14 protein-coding genes are annotated in these 20,835 nt (G+C 71.1%); 10 read left to right on the top strand and 4 right to left on the bottom strand.

Features of this window, described 5'->3' with window-relative positions; all coding sequences use genetic code 11:
• Positions 1 to 69: 69 nt before the first annotated feature.
• Complete coding sequence (locus BR98_RS17745) at positions 70 to 1,437, top strand: L-serine ammonia-lyase (RefSeq protein WP_035845910.1); 1,368 nt, start codon at positions 70 to 72, stop codon at positions 1,435 to 1,437.
• An 87-nt stretch (positions 1,438 to 1,524) separates the two neighbouring features.
• On the opposite strand, the gene BR98_RS17740 is transcribed toward BR98_RS17745, so the two are convergent.
• From BR98_RS17740 to BR98_RS17730, 3 genes are all read right to left on the bottom strand, one after another.
• On the bottom strand, positions 1,525 to 2,067 hold the full coding sequence (locus BR98_RS17740; RefSeq protein WP_232247450.1) for an ATP-binding protein: 543 nt from the start codon (positions 2,065 to 2,067) through the stop codon (positions 1,525 to 1,527).
• Positions 2,068 to 2,162: 95 nt separating this feature from the next.
• A complete protein-coding gene (locus tag BR98_RS17735; protein WP_035845906.1) occupies positions 2,163 to 3,395 on the bottom strand; it encodes a L,D-transpeptidase in 1,233 nt (410 codons plus the stop codon).
• A gap of 187 nt (positions 3,396 to 3,582) precedes the next feature.
• The gene (locus tag BR98_RS17730) at positions 3,583 to 4,857 is read right to left on the bottom strand and encodes a L,D-transpeptidase (protein WP_083976698.1); all 1,275 of its coding nucleotides are present in this window, start codon (positions 4,855 to 4,857) and stop codon (positions 3,583 to 3,585) included.
• A gap of 236 nt (positions 4,858 to 5,093) precedes the next feature.
• On the opposite strand from BR98_RS17730, the gene glgX reads away from it, so the two are divergent.
• From glgX to BR98_RS17695, 7 genes are all read left to right on the top strand, one after another.
• The gene (gene glgX, locus BR98_RS17725; RefSeq protein WP_051969882.1) at positions 5,094 to 7,292 is read left to right on the top strand and encodes a glycogen debranching protein GlgX; all 2,199 of its coding nucleotides are present in this window, start codon (positions 5,094 to 5,096) and stop codon (positions 7,290 to 7,292) included.
• 33 nt (positions 7,293 to 7,325) lie between these two features.
• Positions 7,326 to 9,122: an ABC transporter ATP-binding protein gene (locus BR98_RS17720; protein WP_051971104.1), complete on the top strand. Its 1,797-nt coding sequence runs from the start codon at positions 7,326 to 7,328 to the stop codon at positions 9,120 to 9,122.
• Complete coding sequence (locus BR98_RS17715) at positions 9,119 to 10,921, top strand: ABC transporter ATP-binding protein (protein ID WP_035845904.1); 1,803 nt, start codon at positions 9,119 to 9,121, stop codon at positions 10,919 to 10,921. Before BR98_RS17720 ends, BR98_RS17715 begins: the two co-directional genes overlap by 4 nt.
• A 132-nt stretch (positions 10,922 to 11,053) precedes the next feature.
• A complete protein-coding gene (locus BR98_RS17710; protein ID WP_198042241.1) occupies positions 11,054 to 11,464 on the top strand; it encodes a hypothetical protein in 411 nt (136 codons plus the stop codon).
• A gap of 106 nt (positions 11,465 to 11,570) precedes the next feature.
• Positions 11,571 to 12,302: a hypothetical protein gene (locus BR98_RS17705; RefSeq protein WP_157537827.1), complete on the top strand. Its 732-nt coding sequence runs from the start codon at positions 11,571 to 11,573 to the stop codon at positions 12,300 to 12,302.
• On the top strand, positions 12,299 to 12,610 hold the full coding sequence (locus BR98_RS17700; RefSeq protein ID WP_051969881.1) for a hypothetical protein: 312 nt from the start codon (positions 12,299 to 12,301) through the stop codon (positions 12,608 to 12,610). Before BR98_RS17705 ends, BR98_RS17700 begins: the two co-directional genes overlap by 4 nt.
• A 26-nt stretch (positions 12,611 to 12,636) precedes the next feature.
• A complete protein-coding gene (locus tag BR98_RS17695; protein WP_035845898.1) occupies positions 12,637 to 13,377 on the top strand; it encodes a hypothetical protein in 741 nt (246 codons plus the stop codon).
• An 88-nt stretch (positions 13,378 to 13,465) separates the two neighbouring features.
• Here BR98_RS17695 and glgP read toward each other — a convergent pair whose 3' ends face one another.
• A complete protein-coding gene (glgP, locus tag BR98_RS17690; protein WP_035845896.1) occupies positions 13,466 to 16,087 on the bottom strand; it encodes an alpha-glucan family phosphorylase in 2,622 nt (873 codons plus the stop codon).
• A gap of 917 nt (positions 16,088 to 17,004) precedes the next feature.
• Here glgP and BR98_RS17685 point away from each other — a divergent pair.
• On the top strand, positions 17,005 to 18,963 hold the full coding sequence (locus BR98_RS17685; RefSeq protein WP_035845894.1) for an alpha-1,4-glucan--maltose-1-phosphate maltosyltransferase: 1,959 nt from the start codon (positions 17,005 to 17,007) through the stop codon (positions 18,961 to 18,963).
• Complete coding sequence (gene treS / locus BR98_RS17680; protein ID WP_035845892.1) at positions 18,960 to 20,663, top strand: maltose alpha-D-glucosyltransferase; 1,704 nt, start codon at positions 18,960 to 18,962, stop codon at positions 20,661 to 20,663. The genes BR98_RS17685 and treS overlap by 4 nt, the downstream gene beginning before the upstream one ends.
• The last annotated feature ends 172 nt before the right edge of the window (positions 20,664 to 20,835 follow it).

The following is a 20,835-nucleotide window of genomic DNA, read 5'->3' as shown; positions in this document are numbered from 1 at the left end:
GTGAGCCGGTGCCCCGCGCCGTGTCTCTCCTTACCTTTCGGTCCACGAGACCAGACAAGGACGTCCCCCGTGGCCATCAGCGTCTTCGACCTCTTCTCCATCGGCATCGGCCCCTCCAGTTCGCACACCGTCGGCCCGATGCGGGCCGCCCGGATGTTCGCCCGCCGACTGCGCTCGGAGGGGCTGCTCGACCAGGTCGCTTCCGTCAAGGCCGAGCTGTTCGGCTCGCTCGGGGCGACCGGGCACGGCCACGGCACCCCCAAGGCGGTGCTGCTCGGACTGGAGGGCAACTCGCCGCGCACGGTGGACGTCGCCAAGGCCGACCTGGACGTCGAGCGGATCAAGGAGAGCAAGCAGCTCTCGCTGCTCGGCACCCACCGGATCGGCTTCGACCCCGACCTGCAGCTGGTGCTGCACCGCCGCCGCTCGCTGCCGTACCACGCCAACGGGATGACCCTGGTCGCCCACGACGCGGCCGGCACCCCGCTGCTGGAGAAGACCTACTACTCGGTCGGCGGCGGCTTCGTGGTCGACGAGGACGCGATCGGCGCGGACCGGGTGGTCCCCGACGACACCCAGCTGCGCTACCCCTTCCGCACCGGCGAGGAACTGCTGCGCCACACCCGGGAGACCGGCCTGTCGATCTCCGGCCTGATGCTGGAGAACGAGAAGGCCTGGCGCACCGAGGAGGAGATCCGGGCCGGCCTGCTGGAGATCTGGGCCGTGATGAAGGAGTGCGTCAGCGCCGGCATGACCCGCGAGGGCATCCTGCCGGGCGGCCTGAAGGTCCGCCGCCGGGCCGCCTCCGGTGCCCGCGCGCTGCGCGCCGAGGGCATAGGGCCGGCCAACGCCATGGAGTGGGTGACCCTGTACGCGATGGCCGTCAACGAGGAGAACGCCTCCGGCCAGCGCGTGGTCACCGCCCCGACCAACGGCGCGGCCGGCATCATCCCGGCCGTCCTGCACTACTTCCAGAACTTCATCCCCGGCGCCGACGAGGACGGCATCGTCCGCTTCCTGCTCGCGGCCGGCGCGATCGGCATGCTCTTCAAGGAGAACGCCTCCATCTCCGGCGCCGAGGTCGGCTGCCAGGGCGAGGTCGGCTCCGCCTGCTCGATGGCCGCCGGCGGCCTGGCCGAGGTCCTCGGCGGGTCCCCCGAACAGGTCGAGAACGCCGCCGAGATCGGCATCGAGCACAACCTCGGCCTCACCTGCGACCCGGTCGGCGGCCTGGTCCAGATCCCCTGCATCGAACGCAACGGCATGGCCTCCGTCAAGGCCGTCACCGCCGCCCGGATGGCCCTGCGCGGCGACGGCCGCCACCACGTCTCCCTCGACAAGGCGATCAAGACCATGAAGGAGACCGGCGCCGACATGAAGGTCAAGTACAAGGAGACCAGCCGCGGCGGCCTCGCCGTCAACGTCATCGAGTGCTGAACCACCGGATCGGATGAACGGTACGAAGGGCCTCCGCCGTGTGCGGGGGCCCTTCGGCGTTCGGGGCGAGGGGTTCAGGCGAGGGGTTCAGGCGACTCGTTCGCGGACCTTCAGCTCGAACCAGACGCCCTTGCCGCGGGGCAGCAGGTCGGCGCCCCAGCGGTCGGCGAGGGTGTTGACCACGACCAGGCCGTTGCCGTACTCGGCGCCGGGCTCGGCCACGATCAGGCAGGGCAGCGAGCGGGAGGAGTCGCGCACCTCGATCCGCAGCCAGCCGGGGCGGCGCAGCAGCTTGAGGCCGATGGTGCGGCCGCCGGTGTGGCGCACGGCGTTGGCCACCAGCTCGGCGGTGAGTAACTCGCCGACTTCGAGCAGGTTGTTCAGGCCCCAGGTGCGGAGCACCGAGAGCACCAGTCGGCGGGCCAGTGGGCCCGACTCGCCGCGCGAGGGCAGGCGGACCTCCTCGGTGCCCGCGGGGTCCCGCAGCCGGGGCAGCACGACCCGCTCCAGCTCCCACGGGGAGAGTCGTTCCAGGGCGGCCAGGGCCGACCGCCCCTCCCCTGAGGGACCGTCAGCGGCCAGGCCGCGCCCGAGATGTGATGACTGATCAACTTCGCCCCATCCCGCCATGCGCACCATCATTGCGGTTCGCAGCGGCCCATGTACGGACAATGACGAAACGATCACTATTCGATTGGCATATGACCGGTGTGCCCGGTGTTGCCCTACCAGGTGCTCCAGGGCATGTTCCAGCCGCTCAGGCCGTTGTCGGCCGCCACGGTCGCGCCCTTGGAGTTGACGACCTTCACGACATCTCCCACCTGTGCGGTGGCGTAGAACTTGGCCGCGGGGGTGTCGGTGCCGCCGGCGTCGCCGGGTGCGTCCTCCAGGCCGACGCAGCCGTGGCTGACGTTCTCCGAGCCGAAGGTGTCGTGCGAGGACCAGTTGTTGCCGTGCACGTAGGTGCCGGTGTCGGTCAGCCGCAGCGAGTGCGGCACCTGCAGGTCGTACTCGCCGGGCTTGAGGCCGGGCACCGAGGCAGAGGTCATGTGGGCGGTGTCCTCCCGAGCCTCGATCACCATGGTCCCGTTGTAGGTCGGGTGCTCGCTGGAGCCGGAGCTGATCGGGATGGTCTCGACCGTCTGGCCGTTCTTCTGCACGGTCATGGTGTGCGCGGCCGCGTCCACCGTGCTGATCCTGGAGTCCCCGATGGTGAAGGACTCGTCGCGGTCCGAGCCGCCGTAGACGCCCGGCGCCACCTCGACGCTCTTCAGCCGGATGTGCACCTTGACCGTGGTGCCGGACTTCCAGAAGTTCTCCGGGCGCAGGTCGAGCCGCCCGTTGCCCATCCAGTGGCCCTTGACCTGGGTGTTGTCGGGGGTCTCGAAGGTGATCGCCTTCTCGACGGCCTTGGTGTTCTGGATCTGCATGTGGAAGTCGAACGAGACGATCATGCCGACCCCGTAGGTGGAGCCGGTCACCACGTTGTCCGAGCTGCGCGAGGTCTGGCTGGGGGTCAGCGTGCTGAAGCTGCTGGTGGCGGTGGTGGAGACCCCGTTGGCGTCGGTGGCCTGGGCGTTGACCTGGTAGGAGCTGGCCACCGAGAGGCCGTTCGCCGGGACCCAGCTCAGCCCGTCCGGGGCGATGCTGCCCGGCACGGCCGCGCCGCTCTTGTCGGTGACCGCGACCTGGGTCAGCTTGCCGCTGGTCACCCCCACCTTGAGGGCGTTCGGCGCGGCGTCCTGGGTGCCGTCCTTGGGCTCGATGTCCACCACGGCCGCCGAGGTCTTCGGTGCGGCCGAGCTGGGCGGTGCGGCCGAGCCGCTGCCCCCGCTGCCGGCCGTCGCGCCCGGTGTGGCCGATCCGCTCGCGTTCGGCGTGCCGCCGCCACCGCACGCCGTCGCCAGCAGCAGGGTGGTCCCGACCGCCAAAGCCGCCCCCACGCGTATCGAGCGCATTCCTCTACTCCCCTTGCTCAGTCCGGTACTGCCTACACACGCGGCGAGCCGGCCGCCGGTTCCCGCCGAACGGACGATTCACCCGATTGTTACACCAACTGATGAAAAGCCCTGATGAAAAGACTCGGCCCGTACCAAGAACGCCTTGGCACGGGCCGCAGGTTGCCGCCGAACTGCTACGAACTGGTCACCAGGTGGTCCACGGCACGGTCCAGCCGCTCAGCCCGTTGCTGCCGCTGACCGTCTTGCCCTTGGAGTTCTTGATGATCACCACGTCGCCGATCATCGAGGAGTTGAAGAACTTGCCGGCCGTCGAACTGTCGTCGCCGCCCTTGGTGTTGGTGTCCTGCATGCTGATGCAGCCGTGGCTGGCGTTGGAGCTGCCGAAGGCGTTGCTCCAGTAGTTGCCGTGCACGTAGGTGCCGGTGTCGGTCAGCCGCATCGCGTGCGGCACGTCCGGCACGTCGTACTCGGAGCCGACGATGTTGGAGACGGTGGCGGAGTTCATCCGGGTCACCTTCTCCTTGCCCTCGATCACCATGGTCCCGTTCCAGGACGGGTTGTCGTCGTTGCCGGCGGTGATCGGTATCGTCTGCACGGCCTTGCCGTCGCGGGTGACCGTCATCTCGTGGGTGGCGGCGTCCGCGGTGGAGACCTGCGAGCGGCCGATGGTGAAGGACTCGTCGCGGTCCGAGCCGCCGTAGACGCCCGGCGCCACCTCGACGCTCTTCAGCTTGTAGTGGATGGTCACCTTGGTGAGCGGCTTCCAGTACTGCTGCGGACGGAAGTCCAGCCGGCGGCTGCTGAACCAGTGGCCCTTCACCTGGGTGCCGTCGGAGGCCTCGAAGGTGATGCCCTTGACGACGTCGTCCTTCTTGACGATGTCCTTGTTGAAGTTCACCGAGACGATCATCCCGACCCCATAGCTGGCGCCGGTCGAGATGTTGTCGTTGGAGGAGACCGTCTTCGCCGGGGTCAGCGTGGTGAAGGTGCTGTCCAGCGCGGACTGCAGCCCGGTCGCGTCCACCGCCTGGGCGTTCACCTTGTAGAGCATGCCGACCGCCAGGGTGCCGGACGGCGTCCAGGAGGAGCCGTCCGCCGCCAGCGTGCCCTGCACCGGGTTGCCGTCCTTGTCGGCCACCGCGACCTGGGTCAGCTTGCCGTTGGCCACCGAGACCTTGACCGCGCCGCTGGGCGGCACGTCCTGCGAGCCGTCCTTGGGGTCGACGCTGACCACGGCCGCCGAGAGCTTCGGCGAGGCCGGAGCGGCCGGTGAGGCGGCGGAGCCCCCGCTGCCGGCCGAGGCGTCGCTGGATCCGCCGGCCTTGGAGCTGTCGTCCGGCCCGCAGGCGGCGGCCAGCACCAGCACACCGCCCGTCAAGAGCGCGACGGCGGCGCGACGGGCCCCGATCCGGATCGTCCTGCTGCCTCTCGCGGCCTTCGCCGCCTGAACCGGCTCCACTGGGCGGCTCCCCTCCCGTTCGTTCCCTGGTCGGGCCCCGCACAGGGCCCGCGCGAGCGCAAGGATAACTGGGCCGTCTGAGTGAATCTTCGGCGGGAGGGGAGTGGCCGAGCAGTGAATGCCCTGCAGATCCGGTCCAGCCTTCAACAATCGGATTCCCCCTGGAACACGAGGGAACGATTCCACTCAACGGACATCAGCCCGTAACAGACCAGGCTCCTTCGGAGGGTGCGGGTATGACGGCACGGCAGGAACTGGAGCGCGGCCGGCCCGGCCCCGCGGCCGCGACCCTCCCCCAGCCTCCGGCCGGGGGTGCCCCCGAACCGCCGACCGGCCCTTGGCCCGGCAGCTGGCAGCCGCTCGGCGCCCGCTACCGGCACGGCGCCGACGGCAGCCACGGCACCAACTTCGCGCTCTGGGCGCCCGGCGCCGAGGCCGTGGAGCTCTGCCTCTTCGACGAGGACGGCGAGGAGACCCGGCACCCGCTGGCCGAGCAGACCTTCCAGACCTGGCACGGCTACCTGCCGGGGGTCGGCCCCGGCACCCGCTACGGCTACCGGGTGCACGGCCGCTGGGACCCGTGGACCGGCGCCCGGTGGAATCCGGCCAAGCTGCTGCTCGACCCGTACGCGCGGGCCGTGGACGGCGCCTTCACCGGCGACGCCGCCTGCTGCGGCGCGGTGCGCGACTGGCCCGAGGCCGAGGTGGCCGACACCGTCCGGGACAACCGCGACTCGGCGCCGTTCACCGCCCGCGGCGTGGTGGTGCACGACGACGACGACTGGTCCGACGACCGCAGGCCCAAGACGCCCTGGGCCGAGACCGTCCTCTACGAGCTGCACGTGCGCGGCTTCACCATGCGCCACCCCGGCGTGCCGCCCGAGCTGCGCGGCACCTACGCCGGCCTGGCGCACCCGGCCGCCGTGGAGCACCTGGTCGGCCTCGGGGTGACCGCCGTCGAGCTGCTGCCGGTCCACCAGTTCGCCAGCGAGGACTTCCTGGCCGGGCGCGGCCTGACCAACTACTGGGGCTACAACTCGATCGGCTGGTTCGCCCCGCACGGCGGCTACTGCGCCTCCGGCACCCGCGGCCAGCAGGTCGGCGAGTTCAAGCGGATGGTCCGGGCGCTGCACGCCGCCGGGATCGAGGTGATCCTCGACGTGGTCTACAACCACACCGCCGAGGGCGGCCCGCTCGGCCCGACCCTCTCGCTGCGCGGCATCGACAACGCCGGCTACTACCGGCTGGGCCGCAACCCGCGCGGCTACCAGGACTTCACCGGCTGCGGCAACACCCTGGACACCCGGCAGCCGCAGACCGTCCGACTGATCACCGACTCGCTGCGCTACTGGGCCGCCGAGATGGGCGTGGACGGCTTCCGCTTCGACCTGGCCGCCGCGCTGGCCCGCGGCAGCGACGGGGTCGACATGCACCACCCGCTGCTCGCGGCGATCTCCCAGGACCCCTTCCTCAGCCGGGTCAAGCTGATCGCCGAACCCTGGGACGTCGGCCACGGCGGCTACCAGGTGGGCCACTTCCCGCCACTGTGGGCCGAGTGGAACGACAAGTACCGCGACACGGTGCGCGACTTCTGGCGCGGCGCCCGCCCGGACGTCGGCGAGCTCGGCTACCGGCTCTCCGGCTCCTCCGACCTCTACCAGCGCGGCGGCCGGCGCCCGTACGCCTCGGTCAACTACGTCACCGCGCACGACGGCTTCACCCTGCGCGACCTGGTCTCGTACAACGCCAAGCACAACCTGGCCAACGGCGAGGAGAACCGGGACGGCACGAACGACAACCGGGCCTGGAACTGCGGCGCCGAGGGCCCCACCGACGACCCGGCCGTGCGAGACCTGAGGCACCGTCAACTGCGCAACCTGCTGGCCACCCTGCTGCTCTCCACCGGCGTGCCGATGCTCACCGCCGGCGACGAGTTCGGCCGCACCCAGGACGGCAACAACAACGCCTACTGCCAGGACAACGAGACCAGCTGGGTGGACTGGTCGCTGCTGGACCAGCCCGAGTGGCGCGAGCTGCACGAGCTGACGGCCCGGCTGATCCGGCTGCGCCGGGCCCACCCGGTGCTGCGCCAGCGGGCCTTCTTCTCCGGCCGCGCGGCCGTGCCCGGCGGGCTGCCCGACCTGACCTGGTACACCGCGCGCGGCACCGAGATGGCCGAGGCCGACTGGTACGCGCCGACCGCCGTGCTCGGCATGCTGCTCAGCGGCGACGCGATGTCCGAGCGCGACCAGCACGGCCGCCCGCTGACCGACGACAGCTTCCTGCTGCTGCTCAACGCCTCCGAGCGGCCGGTCGACTTCACCATGCCGCCCGGCGGCCCCTTCGAGCTGCTGCTCGACACCGCCGGGCGGACCGACGGAGCGCTCATGGCGCGTTCGCTACGGCTACTTCGTCAGGTGCGAAAAACCAGATGAGAAATGTCCGACCCGGCGCCTACCCTCGCCGAGATGGCCGAGAACGCTGCACCCCCGCTTCCGCCGCCCACCGCCGAACCCACCAGGTCCACGGTGCGCTCGCTGCTCAGGCTCAGGACCTACGCCCACCCGATCCGGTGGTTCCTGGCCGGGTCGGTGACCGCTGCCCTGCTGGCCTCCGGGGCGGTGCTGCTGGTGCCGCTGGTGCTGGGCCGGATCGTGGACGGGCCGATCGCCCACCACGACCTGCACCGGCTCTGGCCGCTGGTGGCGCTGCTGCTGGTGCTGGGTCTGGCCGAGGCCGGCCTGTTCGGGCTGCGCCGGCTGCTGATCGCCCGTCCGCTGGCCCGGGTCGAGGCCGCGATGCGCGACGACCTGTACGCCAAGCTGCAACGGCTGCCGGTCTCCTTCCATGACCGCTGGCCGTCCGGACAGCTGCTCTCCCGGGCCACCTCGGACATGTACACCCTGCGGCTCTTCCTGGCCTTCCCGCTGGTCTTCCTGATCGTCAACTCCTTGATGTTCCTCTCCGGCAGCGTGCTGATGCTGCTGCTGGACTGGCGGCTCGGCCTGATCGCGCTGCTGCCCACGGTCCCGCTGATCATGCTCTGCACGCACTTCGAGAAGGGCTACTCGGCCGCCTCGCGCACCGCCCAGGACCAGAACGGCGACCTGGCCACGGTGCTGGAGGAGTCGGTGCTCGGCATCCGGATCCTCAAGTCCTTCGGCCGCCAGCGCACCATGGCCCGGCACTTCCGCGAACGGGCCGACCGGCTGCGCGACACCGAACTGCGCAAGACCTGGATGCTCGCCGACCTGTGGGCGCTGATCGTCGGCCTGCCCGAACTGGCGCTGGGCTCCGCACTGGCACTGGGCGCCGTCCTGGTCGCGCACGACGAGCTGAGCGCCGGCACCCTGGTGGCCTTCCTGTCCACCGCGCTGGCCCTGCGCTGGCCGGTCGAGTCGATGGGCTGGCTGCTCGCCTACAGCAACGAGGCGAGCACCGCCGCCGACCGCTTCTTCGACGTGATGGACACCCCGGAGGAGCCGGCCCCCAGCACCACCCCGGCCGCCCCGAACGGCGACGGCATCCGCTTCACCGACGTCCGGTTCCGCTACCCCGACGCCCCCGCGGACAGCCCCGACCTGCTGCGCGGCATCGACCTGCACATCCGGCGCGGCGAGACGATGGCCCTGGTCGGCGCGACCGGCAGCGGCAAGACCACGCTGACCACCCTGCTGCCCCGGCTGTACGACGCCACCGGCGGCTCCATCACGCTGGACGGCCAGGACATCCAGCACCTCCCGCTGCCCGAGCTGCGCCGCCGGGTCGCGGTGGCCTTCGAGGACCCGATCCTCTTCTCCGCCTCGGTGCGCGAGAACGTGCTGATGGGCGCCCCCGGCGCCTCGGCGCAGGCGCTGGACCGGGCGCTGGCCACCGCCCAGGCCGACTTCGTCCACCAGCTGCCGCAGGGCGTGGACACCGAGGTCGGCGAGCAGGGCCAGAGCCTGTCCGGCGGCCAGCGCCAGCGCCTGGCGCTGGCCCGCGCGGTGGTCGGCGACCCCGACTTCCTGGTCCTGGACGACCCGCTCTCGGCCCTGGACGTGCACACCGAGGCGCTGGTCGAGGCCGCGCTGCGCCAGGTGCTGAGCGGCACCACCGCCCTGGTGGTGGCCCACCGCCCGAGCACCGTGCTGCTCGCCGACCGGGTGGCGGTGCTGGCCGACGGCGTGGTGCTCGCGGTCGGCACCCACGCGGAACTGCTGGAGAGCTGCCCGCAGTACCGGGAACTGATGAGCGGTGCGATGGAAGAGAGTGTGACCCGATGACCACCGTTCTCGAACCCGTGGCGGTGGAGGACGAGGAGATCCCCGTCCCGCCCGGCGCCCCCGCCGCGCTGCTGCGCTCGCTGCTCGCCCCGCACCGGCGGCGGGTGGTGGTGGCCACCCTGATGATCCTGCTCCAGCAGGCGGCCCTGCAGTCCGGGCCGCTGCTGGTGGCGCTCGCCATCGACCGGGGCATCCCGGCGCTGCGCCGGCACGACAGCGGCCCGCTGGTCGCCGTGATCGCCGCCTACCTGGGCTGCGCACTGGCCGGCACGCTGCTGCAGCGCGCCTTCATCCGGCTCTCCGGTCTGCTCAACCAGGACATCCTGCTCGAGCTGCGGACCCGGATCTTCCGGCACGCCCAGCGGCTCGGCCTGGACTTCCACGAGCGCTACACCTCGGGCCGGATCATCTCCCGGGCCACCAGCGACGTGGACGCGCTGCGCGAACTGCTCAACGAGGGCCTGCAGGAGCTGCTCTCGGTCTTCCTGTCGGTCTGCTACATCGCCGTCATCCTGCTGGTGATGGACTGGCGGCTCGGCCTGCTCGCGCTCACCTCGGTGCTGCCGATGTACCTGCTGGTGCGGATGTTCCGCCGCCGCAGCACCCGGGTCTACCGCACCGGCCGCACCGCCGTGGCCTCGGTGATCGTCCGCTTCACCGAGACCATGAACGGCATCCGCCCGGTCCAGGCCTTCCGCCGCGAGGACGCCAACCTCGCGGTCTTCGCCGAGGCCAACCGGGAGTACACCCGGTCCAGCGCCAACGGGCTGCTGGAGATGGCCCGTTACGTCGCCTCCTCGCGGGCCACCGCCAACGTCTGGATCACCCTGGTGGTGCTGGCCGGTGCCTACCTGGTCACCGACGGCAGCCTGGAACTGGGCGTGCTCACCGGCTTCGTGCTCTACCTGCGCCGGCTGTACGACCCGATCGACCAGTTGGCGATGTTCCTGAACAGCTACCAGGCGGCCGCGGCCGCCCTGGAGAAGATCTCCGGCCTGCTCGCCCACGAGCCTTCGGTGGCCGAGCCCGCCGCCCCGGTGGCGCTGCCGGCCACCACCGCCACCGGCCGCGAAGTCGCCTTCCACCAGGTGCGGTTCGCCTACCGCACCGGCCGCGAGGTGCTGCCGGTCTTCGACCTCACACTGCCGGCCGGCAGCACCACCGCCGTGGTCGGCGCCACCGGCGCGGGCAAGTCCACCCTGGCCAAGCTGCTGGCCCGGTTCTACGACCCGACCTCGGGCAGCATCACGCTGGACGGCGTCGACCTGCGCACCCTGGCCGCGGCCGAACTGCGGCGCGGTGTGGTGATGGTGACCCAGGAGTCCTTCCTCTTCTCCGGCACGGTCGCCGAGAACATCGCGGTCGGCCGCCCGGAGGCCACCCGGGACGAGATCGAGGCCGCCGCCAAGGCGATCGGCGCGCACGAGTTCATCGCCGCGCTGCCCGACGGCTACGACACCGACGTGCGCAAGCGCGGCGGCCGGATCTCCGCCGGTCAGCGCCAACTCGTCGCCTTCGCCCGGGCGTTGCTCGCCGACCCGGCGGTGCTGCTGCTGGACGAGGCGACCAGTTCGCTGGACGTCCCCGGCGAGCAGGCGGTCCAGCAGGCGATGCGCACGGTCCTGGCCGGACGCACCGCAGTGATCATCGCGCACCGGCTGAGCACGGTGGAGATCGCCGACCGGGTGCTGGTGATGGACCAGGGCCGGATCGTCGAGGACGGCACCCCGGCCGAACTGATCGCGGGCGAAGGGCGCTTCGCCGGCCTGCACCAGGCCTGGCGGGAGAGCCTGGTCTGACGGTGGCGGTCCCGCTGCCTCCAAACCCTCAGCTGATCCTCAAATTGGGTCGAGCGATTGTGAGCTGACGCTATATTGATCCAGCTTTACCAGCCCCATCCTTCACCATGTCAGTGTCCGTCGACCCGATAGGTGACTGTGAGTAAGAAGTCGAAACCCGTCAGCCGGGGCATGCTGCTGACCTTCGGCCTGATGGCCGAGGTCGCGCTGGGCACTTCGCTGATGATCCGGCTCACCGCAGCCCACATGTCCGGCGAGGTCCGACCGCCTGCCTACCCGGCGCCCGGTCTGCTGATCGGCGCCATCATCGGCGTCGCCGCCGCCACCGCGGTCGCCATGGCGCCCACCCTGCGCCGAGTGCGCAGGGCTGTCGGCGCGGTTCTCGGCGCGCTCGCCGTCGGCCTCCTCGCACTCGGCTTCGCCCAGTTCGGCGCCGGTGACTCCAGGGCATCGGGGGTGGGCTTCATGATCCTGCTGAGCGCGTGGCCGACAGTGGCACTCTGCGGCGCCCTGCTCTCCCGCAAGACTTCACAGCCAAATTGAACATCCAGGCAATCACCGTGAACATCAAGGGGGATCACGAGTGACCGACCCGTACCAGTTTCCCGACTCGAGTCCGCAACCGGATCTGCAGCAACGTCTGCACGAGATGACCGCCAGACTCGGACAGTTCAACGCCGTCCTCGCCGAAGCCCGCGCCGCCACCCCCGCCCGCGCCGAGGGGCACGACGCCGCAGGAGCGGTCACCGTGGTGCTCGGGCCGGACAACCTGCCGCAGTCGGTGTCGGTCGCACCGGGGTGGCAGCGCCGGGTCTCGGCGGCCGAGCTCGGGCCGGCGGTGCTCGACGCCGCGCGGGCTGCCTCCGTGAAACGGGCCGAGGTCTGGATGCAGAGCCTCGGCGGCAGCTCCTGGCTGGCAGACCGGGTCGCACAGCCGGGCTACGGCACCTCGGCCCACGCCGCCGAGCAGCCCTCCCACCCCGGTGCCGCCTCCGACTCCGCCCCCCAGGTAGCCCCGCGCCCACCGGAAGCACTCGCTGAGGACATCCTCGCCGCGGCCTCCCGCAGCACCCTGCCGGCTCCGCTGACCGGCCACGGCACGGCGGCCGACGGCCGGTTGCGGCTGGAGCTCGCTGCGGCCGGGCTGACCGGCTGCGAGGTGGACAGGGACTGGGCTGCCCGACAGAGCACCGACAGCCTCAACTCCGCGCTGCGCGAGGCGCTGCGCGAGGCCGCGGCCGAGCTGCGTCGAGCCGACGAGCGGGCGCGCGCCGCCGCCCAGACCGGTGGCGGACTGGACGGACTGCTGAACGAGGCGCTGGCCCTGCTGTCCGATCCCCAGAAGCTTGCTGACTCCCTCACCGATCGGCGGCTCTCATGACTGACGCCCACGGCTACCAGGTCACCATCCAGACCCTGCGCAACGAGGCCGACCTGTGGGACCAGCAGTCCGCCACCATGGCCGCCATCGCCGCCGCCACCCCGCCCCTACAGATGGACCGACTCCAGGCGGGAGTGTTCCAACTCCTGGTCGACGCCTACGACGCGGTGGTCACCCAAGTGATCGACCGGGCCAAGGAGGGGCAGACGGCGATGGCGGGCGTCGCCACCGGACTGCGCACGGTCGCCGACCGCTACCAGGCCCAGGAGCAGCAGCAGGGCGCCGTGCTCTCCAACCTGACCCGCTGACCCGCTGACCAGAGAGGACCCGATCCATGGCCTTCACCATGGCCCAGTACCAGGCCACCCTGGACCAGCTCTCCGCCAAGATGGGCTCGATCTCGGACCATCTGCAAACCGTTCCGGCCAAGGCCCAGTCCGCCGCCGACCACTGGTGGATCCCGGACCCGATCGCCGAGGCGATCATCTGGTTCGGCAAGCAGATCATCGAGATGGGCACCCAGATCCTGAACACGCTCAAGGACCTGGTCGAGGGCGCCGCCGCGCCGATCTACATGTTCATCCACGGGTACGAGTGGGAGAGCATCCGAGGCCAGGCCTCCGGGGTTGCCGGCGAGATCCAGCCGAACGTACTCGGCTCGACCGGCGAGTGGCAGGGCCCCGCGGCCACCGCGTACACCAAGCAGTTGGCGCCGCAGGCCACCGCAGCGACCTCGATCGCCACCATCGCCGACAAGACCTCCACCTCGCTCTACCTCTGTGCTGGGGCGGGGCTGATCTTCTACCTCGCGCTGGCCGCCGTGGCCGCGAAGTTCTTCCTGGTGGTGATGGCCTCCATCGCGGCGCTCGCCAGCGGGGTCTTCTCCTGGGCGGGGTTCCTCGCCCTGCTGGAGGAGCTGGGGGTCAACACCACGGTGATCCTCACCGCTGTCGGCGCCCTCTCCGCGCTGCTGACCGCGCAGGCGACGCAGATGGGCACCCTGCACGGGCTGGCCGTGGACAAGGCAGCCTTCCCCGGCGGCCACTGGCCGGTCGCGGTCAACCCGGCCGCATAAGCACCGAGTCGGCCCAAGGCAACCCGACGGAAGGTGCTCAGGAAGTCGACCCACCCGACCTCCTGAGCACCAGTCAGCGGCGCCGGGGCTAGCGCAGCACCCCCGCGTCCATCCCGGCCGACGGGGCCGGCAGTGCCACCAGGCCCAGCTCGGCGGGCGAGGCCAGCAGCGGGTGGGCGGGCAGCACCCGGACGGTGTAGCCGAACGGGCCGGTGCGGGTGAGTTCGAGGGTGCCCTCGTAGCGCTGACAGCCGTTCAGGTCCGGACCGCCGACCGGCTTGAGCGCCAGGAGTTCGGCCTCCCGGATCCGGTCGCGCTCGTCCACCGCGCCGGAGACCACCTGCACCTCGACGTCCTCCGCGGTCAGGCTGCCCAGCGCCACCTGCACCCGCAGCGCGAGCGAGGTGCCGAGTTCGGCGGCCTCGGCGACGGCCGCGTCCACGTGCTCCACCCGGACCGCCCGCCAGGCCTCGCGGACCTTGGCCTTCCACTCGGCCAGTTGCTTCGCGCCGCCGTCGGACAGCTCGCGCTGGGCGATCGCGGCCGGGGCGTAGAGCTTCTCCACGTACTCCCGGACCATCCGCCCGGCCAGCACCTTGGGGCCCAGGGTGACCAGGGTGTGCCGGACCATCGCGATCCACCGGTGCGGCAGACCGTCCGGGCCGCGCTCGTAGTAACGGGCCGCGACCTGGTGCTCGATCAGGTCGTAGAGCGCGGCCGCCTCGATGTCGTCGCGCTGGTCCTCGTCGAAACCGGGGCCGTCGGCGGTGGGGATCGCCCAGCCGTTGCGGCCGTCGTACCACTCGTCCCACCAGCCGTCCAGCACCGAGAGGTTGAGGCAGCCGTTGAGCGCGGCCTTCATCCCCGAGGTGCCGCAGGCCTCCAGCGGGCGCAGCGGGTTGTTCAGCCAGACGTCGCAGCCGGGGTAGAGGTGCTTGGCCATCGCCATGTCGTAGTCCGGCAGGAAGACGATCCGGTGGCGCACCGCCGGGTCGTCGGCGAACGCGACCAGCTGCTGGATCAGCCGCTTGCCGCCGTCGTCGGCCGGGTGCGCCTTGCCGGCCACCACGATCTGCACCGGACGGGTCGGGTGCAGCAGCAGTGAGCGCAGCCGGTCCTGGTCGCGCAACATCAGGGTGAGCCGCTTGTAGGACGGGACCCGGCGGGCGAAGCCGATGGTCAGCACATCGGGGTCGAGCACGGCCGAGGTCCAGCCGAGTTCGGCGTCCCCCGCCCCGCGCTGACGCCAGGAGGCGCGCAGCCGCCGCCTGGCCTCCTCGACCAGCTGGCCGCGCAGCTCCCGCCGGACCTCCCAGATCCGCGCGTCGCCGATCTGCTCGACCCCGCTCCACCGCTCGGCCGCGCCGACCGACATCGCGGCCTCGGCCCGCTCCGCGCCGATCTCGGCGGCGCCGAGCCGGACCACCGCCGGGTCGATCCAGGTGGGCGCGTGCACCCCGTTGGTGATCGAGGTGATCGGCACCTCGGCGCTGTCGAAGCCGGGCCACAGGGCGCCGAACATGGCGCGGCTGACCTCGCCGTGCAGCGTGCTGACGCCGTTGGCCCGCTGGGCCAGCCGCAGGCCCATCGCGGCCATGTTGAACAGCTTGGGGTCGCCACCGGGCCAGCTCTCCAGGCCGAGCGCGAGCACCTGGTCGACCGGGACCCCGCGCAGTGCCGCGTCGCCGCTGAAGTGACGGGCCACCAGGTCCGCCTCGAAGCGGTCGATGCCGGCCGGCACCGGGGTGTGGGTGGTGAACAGGGTGCCGGCCCGGACGGCTTCCAGGGCGGCACCGAAGTCGGTCGAGCCCCGGGCGACCAGTTCCCGGATCCGCTCGATGCCGAGGAAGCCGGCGTGTCCCTCGTTGGTGTGGAAGACCTCGGGCTCGGCGTGGCCGGTGAGTCGGCAGAAGGTCCGCACCGCCCGCACGCCGCCGATGCCGAGCAGCATCTCCTGCAGCAGCCGGTGCTCGCTGCCGCCGCCGTAGAGGCGGTCGGTGACATCGCGTTCGGTGGCGGCGTTGGCGTCCAGGTCGGAGTCGAGCAGCAGCAGCGGGACCCGCCCGACCTGGGCCTTCCAGATCTGGGCGACCAGGCGGCGGCCGGCCGGCAGGGCCAGCTCCACCCGGCAGGGCTCGCCGTCCGGCTCGCGCAGCAGCGAGACCGCGAGTTCGTCGGGGTCGAGCAGCGGGTAGCGCTCCTGCTGCCAGCCGTCGCGGGTGAGCGACTGGCGGAAGTAGCCGTGCCGGTAGAAGAGTCCGACGCCGATCAGCGGCACCCCGAGGTCGCTGGCGGCCTTGAGGTGGTCGCCGGCCAGGATGCCCAGGCCGCCGGAGTACTGCGGCAGCGCGGCGGCGATCCCGTACTCGGGGGAGAAGTAGGCGATCGCCGCGGGCAGTGGCTCGACCGTCTGGGCGCCCTGGTACCAGCGCGGCGCGCTCAGGTAGTCGTTGAGGTCGTCGGTGAGGTCGCCGAGCCGGCGCAGGAAGCGGCGGTCGGCGGCCAGCGCGGCGAGCCGGTGGGCCGGCACCTCGCCGAGCAGCCGGACCGGGTCCTCGCCGACGGCCTCCCAGACTCCGGGGTCGACCGAGCGGAACAGCTCCCTGGTCTCCGGGTGCCAGGACCAGCGCAGGTTGAGCGCGAGTTCGTGCAGCGACTGGAGGCGCTCGGGCAGGACGGTGCGGACGGTGAATCTGCGGATGGCCTTCACGGCCCGAAGCGTAGACCGGCCGACGGGGCTGATGGGACGTCAACTCTCGTAACACGGCTCCATTCGGGCGACTGATGAGATCGCGGATGGCGCAGTTCGCAACATGGGGGGCGCAGGGGGCGCACGCCTTCTCGGGAGCGCACGCCGGGCTTGCAGAAGTACTCCGCAGAGGCGGATGCTGATGGCTGGTCTGCTCCCCCGCACCACCACGCTGGCCGCGAACCGAGTGGTAGCGGCCACGATCAGTGCGAGGATGGGCACAGGCCGCTGTCGCAGCGGGTCGACATGGGTGGCGTACCCCGTGCGGCGCGGTCGGTCCTCCGCGCTCGAAATCCTTTCCCGACTCCCCGTTAGCCCACTCGGCTCACCTGGTGTCCTCCCTGGTGGGCTACCGCGTGTCCTATCCCTGCCCGGATCGTTTCCGGGGTGGGTCGGAATCGCCCTCAGGGCGTGCCGCGAGGCCGCGCGCCGGGACGCGCGCCGTCTCGCAGTTCCGGACCACCGTGGGCGTCGCCAGGCAGCAATGGCAGCAGTAGGCCAGTTTCTTGAGCACGGTGGTACGGGCAGGCTCCGGTCGCTCGTCAGTCCCCCACCCAGCAGTCCTCCCGGTACTCCCCGGTGCTCGATCCGCCCGTGGGACTGCCGCCGATCTCGGGCAGGAGTTTGGCATGCACGGCGACACACGGAATCAGTCCGCACTGGTGTCCGAGGGATTGGAGCCACTCGCCGCGCCGGTATCCATTCCGGCCATAACGGAGCTCCCCGCGGTGCGCGCCCCCCGAACGGCCGAAGCACCGTCAAAAACCACCAGCACCACCCGCAAGTCCACCGCCACCCGCAAGTCCACTGCCGCGCGCCCGCCCGCGGCCCCGCGCCGTACCACCGCCACCACGCGTGGGACGAAGGAGAGCGACCCGATGATCGGCCGGATCCCCGTCCTCGACGTCGCCCCGCAGGTCGACGGCGGCCGCCGGCCGGCCCGCGCCGTGGTCGGCGAGACCTTCCAGGTCAGCGCGACGGTCTTCCGGGAGGGCCACGACGCGGTCGGCGCCAACGTGGTGCTGCGCGACCCCAGGGGCCGCGGTGGCGCCTGGCTGCCGATGCGTGAGCTGGCCCCGGGCACCGACCGCTGGGGCGCCGAGGTCACTCCGACGGCCGAAGGCCGGTGGAGTTACACGGTGGAGGCCTGGAGCGACCCGGTGGCCACCTGGCGGCACCACGCCAGCGTCAAGGTCCCGGCCGGGCAGGACGTCGAACTCACCCTGGAGGAGGGCGCCCTGCTGCTCGAGCGAGCCGCCGCCGGGGTCCCCAAGCGGGAGGGCCGCGCCCTGGTCCTGAAGGCCGTGGACGCGCTGCGCGAGCCGGCCCTGCCCCCGCTGACCCGGCTGGCCTCCGCGCTGGCCCCGGAGGTGACCGCCGCGCTGACCCGCCACCCGCTGCGCGAGCTGGTCACCGCCTCCCGTCCGCACGTGCTGCAGGTGGAGCGGCGCCGGGCGCTGTACGGCTCCTGGTACGAGTTCTTCCCGCGCTCCGAGGGCGCCACCCTGGAACCTCCCTCCTTGCCCGGCAACGGGCAGGAGGGGCCCATGCGCTCGGGCACCTTCCGGACCGCCGCCGAACGGCTGCCGGCCGTCGCCGCCATGGGCTTCGACGTGCTCTACCTGCCGCCCATTCACCCGATCGGCCTGGCCTACCGCAAGGGCCCCAACAACACCCTGACCGCCGGCCCGCAGGACGTCGGCTCGCCCTGGGCGATCGGCTCGCCCGAGGGCGGGCACGACGCGATCCACCCGGACCTCGGCACCATCGAGGACTTCGACGCCTTCGTCACCCGGGCGGGTGAACTCGGGCTGGAGATCGCACTCGACTTCGCGCTTCAGGCCTCCCCCGACCACCCCTGGGTGAACAAGCACCCGGAGTGGTTCAGCCACCGGCCCGACGGCACCATCGCCCACGCCGAGAACCCGCCGAAGAAGTACCAGGACATCTACCCGATCAACTTCGACCAGGACTTCGACGGCCTGGTGATCGAGACCCTCAAGCTGCTGCGCCACTGGATGTCGCACGGCGTGCGGATCTTCCGGGTCGACAACCCGCACACCAAGCCGGTGCACTTCTGGGAGAAGGTGATCGCCGAGATCAACCGGACCGACCCGGACGTCATCTTCCTGGCCGAGGCCTTCACCCGCCCGGCGATGCTGCACACCCTGGCGAAGATCGGCTTCCAGCAGTCCTACACCTACTTCACCTGGCGCAACAGCAAGCACGAGCTGACGGAGTACCTGACCGAGCTGTCCGGCGAGGCGGCGGCCTACATGCGCCCGAACTTCTTCGCCAACACCCCGGACATCCTCCCCCGCCACCTGCAGCACCAGGGCCCGGCCGCCTTCGCGGTGCGCGCCGTGCTGGCCGCCACCCTCTCGCCCAGCTGGGGCGTCTACGCCGGCTTCGAGCTCGCCGAGTCCGCCCCCGCCGGCCCGGACACCGAGGAGTACCTGGACTCGGAGAAGTACCAGCTGCGCCCGCGCGACTGGACCCGCACCGACACGCTCGCCCCGCTGATCACCCGGCTGAACGAACTGCGCCGCGCCCACCCGGCCCTGCAGGGGCTGCGCAACCTGCGCTTCCTGCCCACCGACAACGACCAGGTGATCGCCTACGCCAAGCAGACCGGCGAGGACCACGTCATCATCGTGGCCAACCTGGATCCGCACCACCCGCAGGAGGCCACTGTCACTCTTCCGGCGGACATCCCGCTCTCCGTGACCGACGAGCTGACCGGCGAGCAGTACACCTGGCACCGCCACAACTACGTCCGGCTCGACCCCTCAACCGCGCCGGCTCACCTCCTCACGGTTCGGAGGATCTCCCTGTGATTGTGAACGAGCCCGTCCACGACACCTTCGCGGACACCGAGAAGAAGGACTTGGACCCCGAGTGGTTCAAGCGTGCGGTCTTCTACGAGGTCCTGGTGCGGTCCTTCCAGGACAGCAACGGCGACGGCGTGGGCGACCTCAAGGGGCTCACCAGCAAACTCGACTACCTCCAGTGGCTGGGCGTCGACTGTCTCTGGCTGCCGCCGTTCTTCGCCTCCCCGCTGCGCGACGGCGGGTACGACGTGGCCGACTACAAGTCGGTGCTGCCCGAGTTCGGCGACCTGGCCGACTTCGTGGAGTTCGTGGACGCCGCCCACGCCCGCGGCATGCGGGTGATCATCGACTTCGTGATGAACCACACCAGCGACCAGCACCCGTGGTTCCAGGCCTCCCGCAACGACCCCGAGGGCCCGTACGGCGACTTCTACATGTGGGCCGACGACGACAAGCAGTACCCGGACGCACGGATCATCTTCGTCGACACCGAGACCTCCAACTGGACCTACGACCCGGTCCGCAAGCAGTACTTCTGGCACCGGTTCTTCTCCCACCAGCCGGACCTGAACTACGACAACCCCCGGGTCCAGGAGGAGATGGTCGCGGGGCTGCGGTTCTGGCTGGACCTCGGCATCGACGGCTTCCGGCTGGACGCGGTGCCGTACCTGTTCGCCCGCGAGGGCACCAACTGCGAGAACCTCCCGGAGACCCACGAGTTCCTGAAGCGGGTCCGCAAGGAGATCGACGCCGACTACCCGGACACCGTGCTGCTGGCCGAGGCCAACCAGTGGCCCGAGGACGTGGTCGACTACTTCGGCGACTTCTCCTCCGGCGGCGACGAGTGCCACATGGCCTTCCACTTCCCGGTGATGCCGCGGATCTTCATGGCGGTGCGCCGCGAGTCCCGCTACCCGGTCTCGGAAATCCTCGCCAAGACGCCGACCATCCCGTTCGGCTGCCAGTGGGGCATCTTCCTGCGCAACCACGACGAGCTGACCCTGGAGATGGTCACCGACGAGGAGCGCGACTACATGTACGCGGAGTACGCGAAGGAACCGCGGATGCGGGCCAACGTGGGCATCCGCCGCCGGCTCGCCCCGCTGCTGGAGAACGACCGCAACCAGATCGAGCTGTTCACCGCGCTGCTGCTCTCGCTGCCCGGCTCGCCGGTGCTCTACTACGGCGACGAGATCGGCATGGGCGACAACATCTGGCTGGGGGATCGCGACGGCGTGCGCACCCCGATGCAGTGGACGCCGGATCGTAACGCGGGTTTTTCCTCGGCGGACCCGGGCAGGCTCAGTCTGCCGCCCATCATGGATCCGGTCTACGGATACCAGGTGACCAATGTCGAGGCGCAGCAGAGCAGTTCCTCCTCGCTGCTGCACTGGACCCGGCGCATGATCGAGATTCGCAAGCTCAACCCCGCCTTCGGGCTCGGCAGTTACACCGAACTTCCTTCCAGCAATCCGGCCGTGCTGGCCTTCGTGCGCGAGTACGAGGGCGACCTGGTCATGTGTGTGAACAACTTCTCCCGCTTCCCCCAGCCCACCGAGCTGGACCTGCGGCGGTACGGCGGGCACTACCCGGTCGAGTTGATCGGCGGGGTGCGGTTCCCGTCGATCGGTGAGTGGCCGTACCTGCTCACCCTGGCCGGGCACGGCTTCTACTGGTTCCAGCTGCGCAAGCCCGGCGCGCAGTAACGATCCACCAGTTTCGGGGGAGCGCGGGCCAGCTCGCGCGCCCCCGACGGGCCGCGCGCCACCACGTACGGAGAACAGCCCAACGCGTACCCACCCTCAGGCGTGACACCCGAGTGTCCCTCGCGTGCCGCCGCAGCAGCGCCGCCGAAATCCGGAAGACTGGCGGGCCCGG

This window comes from Kitasatospora azatica KCTC 9699, from assembly GCF_000744785.1.
In the GTDB taxonomy this organism is placed as follows: domain Bacteria; phylum Actinomycetota; class Actinomycetes; order Streptomycetales; family Streptomycetaceae; genus Kitasatospora; species Kitasatospora azatica.
The sequence above is the reverse complement of the archived record's forward strand: the minus strand, read 5'-3'. Positions and strand labels throughout refer to the sequence as shown.